Source organism: Comamonas sp. (assembly GCF_036643215.1).
Classification (GTDB): domain Bacteria; phylum Pseudomonadota; class Gammaproteobacteria; order Burkholderiales; family Burkholderiaceae_C; genus Comamonas.
This window is the reverse complement of record NZ_JAVXSJ010000006.1, coordinates 59,793-65,972: the sequence shown is the minus strand read 5'-3', so window position 1 is coordinate 65,972 and position 6,180 is coordinate 59,793. Positions and strand designations below refer to the sequence as shown.

Here is a 6,180-nt window from a genome sequence, read left to right as displayed (position 1 = left end):
CTTGCATGACTTGCATGACTTGCATGACTTGCATGACTTGCATGACTTGCATGACCAGACGCTATCACGCACTGCTGCTGTCTAAGCATTTTTCGATCACTGTCTCTTTTGCAGCGATTACGGCTAGTACAAGTTTTTTGACCAGATGCGTGCGTAGATTATTTTAAAAGTCTTTCCTCTCTAGCGACGTACGCAAATTGTTCAAACCTCAGAAACAACCCAAATATCGATCAAAAGTTTCTACTTCCGTAGCTTTGTCAGGGGTACTTATGTAAAATTCTGAGACAGCTATCGAGCACACTTCCCTGATAATTGATGAAAGATGGTCTTTATAAATCTCTGCTACACACTCAATTAATCGTAAACGGAAAAATCGGAATGATCATTTTTCCTCTGCAGGGCTTCGTATCAAAGGCCATCAGCAAAATGAATGAACCAGGCCTTAGATCTTATACACTGACAAATACACAGATCAACTCTTCACTCCAGATCTCTGGCGTGGCAGACCACTCGAAAGGTAAAGATTGAGCATCCCTTTGAAGCGTGAATTAGAAGAAATATATAAGCGATACGGTTTTGAGATAGCAAAGATATACGATGCAGAAGGCGTTATTGTATTCACACTGAAGACTGGTTATTTTGACAACGCTGATATAGTACCTCTTTGCGAGAATGCTCAAACAGAAACAGCATTTAAGGATTTCTCGAGTGCAGGTTTTGCGTGCACGATTCGTAAATATCTTACTGCCAAACAAACTGAGTATGAACTTTTTCAAGGATTCTTCTCGGTATCAACCATAATAGATCGCCTACAAAGAGATTATACTAATTTTACAAGCGGTATTGTCCGGCCTTTTTCGGATGATGCAATATATACATATATAAATGCACCTTACAGCGTAAATGGAAAAAAAGGAGACCTATCTCCTGCGGAGGAAGTTGTATCGCGTCTAAGTACAAACAAGCCTATGCTATTTCTTATTGAGGCAGCAGCAGGATTTGGGAAAACATGTACAGCATATGAAATTGTCCACTTATTAATACGTAATGCCGAATACTTGCCACTATTCTCTGAGCTCTCTCGTAACAGAAAAGCTCCAATTTTTAGATACGTTTTGCTCGATGAGATAGACAGGAAATTCCCAACACTTAGCTCTAGGCTTGTGCAATCCGAAATGGTCAATGGTCGCGTAGTGACAATTCTTGACGGCTTCGATGAATTACTGAGAAAAACAGATGATACAGAAGAATTCGATAAACATGAGCCAATGCTTGAAACAATCGGTCAATTCCTAACAGGAAATGCCAAGATTGTTCTTACAACACGACGCACAATATTATTCGAAGGAGATGCATTTCATTCATGGGCAGCAAATAATGCCGATAACTTCCAGCTGGTTCGTATCAGAATTGGAGAGCCTACAATTTCGGACTGGCTACCCGAGGATCGTCTCCAAGCCATAAATGCTACCGCACTGAATATACAAAGTGGGCTGTCAAACCCAGTCCTTCTTTCATATCTAAGATGCATCCCAAAAGAAAAATTTGACACAGTAGTGCAATCCCCGCAGGATCTTGTGGAGAAGTACTTCGATTTCTTACTTGAGCGTGAACAGATCCGCCAGGATCTAAAAATGAGTGTTGGCACCCAGAAGTCAATACTAACCATGATCGCAAGCGATATGGTATCCCTCGGTTATACATCAGAGCAGCGAGACTATATAGTCGAATTAGTGCAACGGTCATGCCTCCCAGAACTTGAGGCTTCTTTAGCACTGTACCCCGCTGCAGACCGCCCAGACAGGGAGTTTCTTGCAAATAAAATTGCCAGTCATGCACTGCTTGATCGAAGCAACAAGGACGAGAGAAAAATTGGCTTCATAAACGAATTCGTCCTCGGCTATTTCGTTTCAACCAATATCTTGCATGACCCGGATTGGCTAAATGATGATCTAAGATTTCTTGAGCCAGCCGTGATGTCTTATGGGCCTCGCACGAATGATGACAAGGCTGAACTGCTAGATCGAATTCGAGACTCACTCGAATTTACTTCAATATCATATCGAATAGATTTTACCGCAAAACTAAGCGGTAGAGTGGACTTTCTACTTTCATCTGACGAAGCCGAAGGCTTGGATCTGGATAATATTAATCTTGGATCAGCGCCCATTACAGATTTTCAGTTCAATGATTGCACCTTTAGAAATTGCCAATTTTTATTGGCATCAATGGAGAATGTAACATTTTTGAATTGTAAGTTCTATGGAGCCAATAATGCAATTGGTACATCCGACGGAAAAATATATTTACTGGGAGATTCTGGCGATACCGCCTTCCTTCGTGATGCGATTCAGGCCAGTACAATTAATTTAGACGAACCAGAAGAATACTCTCAGTTACTTGAGCGACATGTACTCGAAAAATTCTGGCCTATTGGACGGGAAAAGCTTATTCACAAACATCGTCCAATTTCTGGTATTTGCACAGCGAGCGGAGATTACAAGCCAAATGAAATGTATGAGGCAATAATTCGTCTTAAAAAGAACGGACTTCTTCTTCAGCCAAACCATGCATCTTTTGTTGAACTAAATTTTGATCGTCTGCCAGATATTAGGCGAATTCTCGGGAGATTATGATGCAAAGCAATTTTAAGCATATTGCTGAGGAAATTCGCCGCCAAGTTGAGGAATCAATTTTTAGTGTCGGCATTCTGTCCAGAGTTTTTGCTCGAGGCAAAGATACTGATTCGCTTAGTATAAAACTACAAAAAGATCCTGGAAAATATAGCGCTAGCGGTAAGCTAATTCAGGATGCGATTGGAATTAGAGTCGCTCTTTATTTCCCTGAAGATATTGCACTTGTAAAGTCAATTCTTGCATCAAAATATATTTACGATGAAATATCATCGACCATAGATAAACCAGAGCGAGACCAGTTTTCAGTCACTCGATACAATTTAGTTTTCAGGCTTCCTACAGACCTCATAGTGAGCTTTCAGCGCGCGGCTGCTGGCGATCCGCTAGATACCTGCTTTGAAGTGCAATTACGAAGCATCTTGTCAGAGGGGTGGCACGAAGTTGAACACGACCTTCGCTATAAAGCCAAGGAGAGCTGGCAAGATCATGATGACTTGAGTAGAGCACTGAACGGTGTCGTGGCGACACTGGAAACATCAGAATGGAGTATGGGCAGAATATTTGATGAACTCGCGTACAGACACTACAAAAGCAAAAATTGGTCAGCAATGCTCCCCAATTTGATAAAGATTCGGATCCGTGGACAGGTCTCCGAAGAATTGACTAGGGTGTTGAATTCAGATACTGCGGCTGCGAGGGATCTGGTTCGCGTTGATCGCTCCAAGCTGATTAAAAACATGTTTTCAGCCCGTCCGCGCGTTCCAATGACTATGGACAATTTGATCTTCTTTTGGAACGCTATTGGACCCCAACACGCTTCACTATCAGCACTTACGCCTGCATTGATATCTGAGTCTGCGAGCTCAGTATGCAGTTGACGCTGAGGCCCTGACTAGTTACAGCGCAGAACTGCAACTCATTTTATTTGGCCTTTTGCAGCAGACAAAATCAGCATACTCTGAGATACGAACTACCCAGCCCGCCCCTGGGCGGCGCTGAGTTCGGGATTTGATATTACAGGTTTTGCTGATTGCAGCCGTTTAGGCTCAGCATCGTGAATGACCCAGTTGAATCCATAGCATGAAGCAGCTATTTTTCAGCTGTTGAGGCACCATCAGCAGAGAAAATTTTAAGAATGCTGACTATTTGCATATGTCACTTGGCATTAATTAATAAACAACAAGGCTTGGAACGATTTTCGCCCTTCAGCAACTAACATCTAGTCAATCAAAATAATTCAAATCACTTCTTCGATCTAGCTTGGCAACCAGATCTTCCGCTCGCAAATGGGTGTATCGCTTCAGCATCTGCATGGACTTGTGCCCACTGATCGCAGACACCTCTTGATCGCTAAAGCCTCGCTCAACTAGGCGGCTTACAGCCTCATGACGAAGATCGTGGAAGTGAAGGTCACGAAACCCTTCCTTCGCCAAAATTTGGCGCCACACGCGATCGTATTGCCACGGTCTTCTCTGACCATCCCGGCCAGGCTCTCCAAAAAATATAAGACGGGTATCGTCAGGACGAGCAGGATTAGAAATAGCCTCACGCATCACCTCAGTGGCCCGCCGACTGAGTGGCACGGTTCGCGGCTCACCGTTTTTAGTGTCAAGCAGTCTGACGATACGGCGCTCAATGTCCACGTGCTCTAGCTTTAATGAAGTTATTTCAGATCGGCGCATTCCGGTCTCAATAGCCAGCTCCACAATCCACTTCAACATGGGATTGCTATGTGCTGCCACTGCGGCAAACAATCGTGCTTCTTCACCAGCATCCAAGCGCCTGTCGCGGGCAGCACCAGGAGCAGGCTTCCTAATCATTCGCACCGGGTTGTAGACGAGCCCTACACCCCATTCACGCATAGCAACTGAATAAAGGTGCCCCAAGAGCGCCAAGTCAAGCCGAACTGTGTTGGCTGCCTTGCCGTCAGCCAAGCGCTGATCACGAAATCTAGCCACCAGCTCAGGCGTCACCGCGCTCATGGAGTACGCCCCAAAGAACTTAGTCAAGGCAGCAAGATGCGATCGCTCACCGAGCTGGGTGTAATGCTTCTTAGTGGGAGTCACTTCGGTCGCATAGCGCTCCAGCGCCTGGGCTAATTTCATGCGATCCGCGGACTGTCGCCGAATGTACAAGCCTCGCACCATTTCATCCTCAGTCGTGCGAGCCCAATCATCGGCATCTCGTTTGACGCGGAAAGTCTTGATAGTGGTGGGAAAGCCGCGCTTGCGGATGATGGCCTTCCAGGTGCCAGAGGGTGTCTTAATGATGCTTGCCATGAGGTGCCTTCGGTTCAATGTACCGAAACTGTTACCTCAGGGGCTATGGTGAATAGCCTTTGCCACAACAGCGCAAGCCTAAGCTGTTGTTTCCATTAGAAAAAATGGTAGGGCGTGGCGGACTTGAACCGACGACCAAAGGATTATGAGTCCTCTGCTCTAACCAACTGAGCTAACGCCCCAGCACTGACAACAGCCGTGGCTGCCACCAGAAAAACTCTGCCATTGTAGGGCCTAACGCTTGTGGCTCAGGGCATTGCTCACCAATTTGGATGTGATGTCGACAATCTGGATCATCTTGTCGTAGTGCATGCGCGTGGGGCCGATCACACCCAGGGTGCCCACAACCTTACCGTCTAGCTCATAGGGAGCACTCACCACGGAGAGGTCTTCAAACGGGACGGTCTGGCTCTCGCCACCGATGTAAATTCGCACGCCATCGGCCTGATTAGAGAAATCCAGCAGTCGCAGAATCTGCGTTTTTTGCTCAAACAGATCAAAAGCGCGGCGCAGATTCCCCATGTCACTGGAGAAATCACTGACCGAGAGCAGATTACGCTCGCCGGCAATCACCACATCTTCCTGATCATGGCTGCTCATCACTTCAGCACCCACATTCACGGCGGCCTGCATGAGGCTGGCGACTTCGCCTTGCAACTGCTCGACTTCGGTCTGCAGCCTTGTTCTGACCTCTTCCATGGTCAAGCCGGCGTAATGGTGATTGAGGAAATTCGAGGCTTCGATCAGTTGCGAAGATTCGTAATCCACGTCGGTAAAGATCACTCGGTTCTGCACATCGCCTTCAGGCGAGACGATGATGACCAGAAAGCGCTGCTCCGACAGGCGCACAAATTCAATGTGCTTAAAAACGGAGCTGCGGCGCGGCACCATGACCACGCCCACAAACTGGGAGAGGTTGGACAGCAGGTTAGCCGCATTGGCGATCACTTTCTGCGGCTGCTCATGGATCAGCCCTGGCGTGATGAGGTTGGAGCGGTCCACCGTCAGCATGGTGTCGACAAACAGTCGATACCCTCTTGCGGTAGGCACACGGCCTGCGGAGGTGTGCGGGCTGATGATCAACCCCATTTCTTCCAGATCGGCCATCACATTGCGGATGGTGGCAGGCGACAATTCAAGCCCGGATGCACGCGAAAGAGTGCGCGAGCCGACTGGTTGACCATCAGCGATGTAACGCTCAATCAGCGCTTTCAGCAATAACTTGGCACGTTCGTCGAGCATGATTTCATTTTAATGATGTAATT

4 protein-coding genes and 1 tRNA gene are annotated in these 6,180 nt (G+C 46.7%); 2 read left to right on the top strand and 3 right to left on the bottom strand.

Translation table 11 applies throughout. The annotated features are described in order from the left end of the window. Positions 1-524 precede the first annotated feature (524 nt). Positions 525-2,636, top strand: coding sequence for a hypothetical protein (locus RSF91_RS06325; RefSeq protein ID WP_332567613.1), 2,112 nt, complete (start codon positions 525-527; stop codon positions 2,634-2,636). Continuing rightward, positions 2,636-3,514: a RelA/SpoT domain-containing protein gene (locus tag RSF91_RS06320; RefSeq protein WP_332567612.1), complete on the top strand. Its 879-nt coding sequence runs from the start codon at positions 2,636-2,638 to the stop codon at positions 3,512-3,514. Before RSF91_RS06325 ends, RSF91_RS06320 begins: the two co-directional genes overlap by 1 nt. Positions 3,515-3,859: 345 nt before the next feature. Here RSF91_RS06320 and RSF91_RS06315 read toward each other — a convergent pair whose 3' ends face one another. The 3 genes from RSF91_RS06315 to hrcA all read right to left on the bottom strand — a co-directional run bounded on the left by RSF91_RS06315 (position 3,860) and on the right by hrcA (position 6,157). Then, the gene (locus RSF91_RS06315; protein WP_332567611.1) at positions 3,860-4,915 is read right to left on the bottom strand and encodes a site-specific integrase; all 1,056 of its coding nucleotides are present in this window, start codon (positions 4,913-4,915) and stop codon (positions 3,860-3,862) included. Between the two features lie 105 nt (positions 4,916-5,020). Then, positions 5,021-5,097: transfer RNA gene (locus RSF91_RS06310), tRNA-Ile, on the bottom strand. A 52-nt stretch (positions 5,098-5,149) separates the two neighbouring features. After that, positions 5,150-6,157: a heat-inducible transcriptional repressor HrcA gene (gene hrcA / locus RSF91_RS06305; protein WP_332567610.1), complete on the bottom strand. Its 1,008-nt coding sequence runs from the start codon at positions 6,155-6,157 to the stop codon at positions 5,150-5,152. Positions 6,158-6,180: the final 23 nt, after the last annotated feature.